This is a genomic window from Mesorhizobium sp. CNPSo 4684 (assembly GCF_057784315.1).
Genome location: NZ_JBWLUX010000111.1, coordinates 1 through 367 on the forward strand (window position 1 = coordinate 1; position 367 = coordinate 367).

The 367-nt window shown below is 60.5% G+C and carries 1 pseudogene; it reads right to left on the bottom strand.

Features of this window, described 5'->3' with window-relative positions:
• Positions 1-367: pseudogene (locus AC04SG_RS32920) on the bottom strand (AhpC/TSA family protein); the annotation flags it as partial.

Genomic DNA, 367 nt, shown 5'->3' on the forward strand with positions numbered 1-367 from the left:
TCGGGCGGGCGCCCAAGCCGCCATCGTAAACCTCGGAGAACGTCCAGCGAACGACGCCGTTGCGGTCGAGCAGGAACTGGCCCATGAGCTGGCCCACGCCGGTCGCCATCATTTGCTGGTCCGCTTCAGTGATATCGTAATTGTCTTTTTTGTTCAGATATTCGAGCGTGGCAAACGGATCCATCGGCTCAGGCATTTCGCCCGGCACGTTGAGCCGCATCGCCTTCACATCGCTCATTGAGGCCTTGTGCGGCCATGCGCTCTCGCCCTCGGTGATCTGCATGTTGGGGAGCCCAAAAGCGCGGTGTGAAGCCCGCTCAGGATCAGACGCCGCGAGCAGAGCCGGCATCGGATGATAACGGAGATA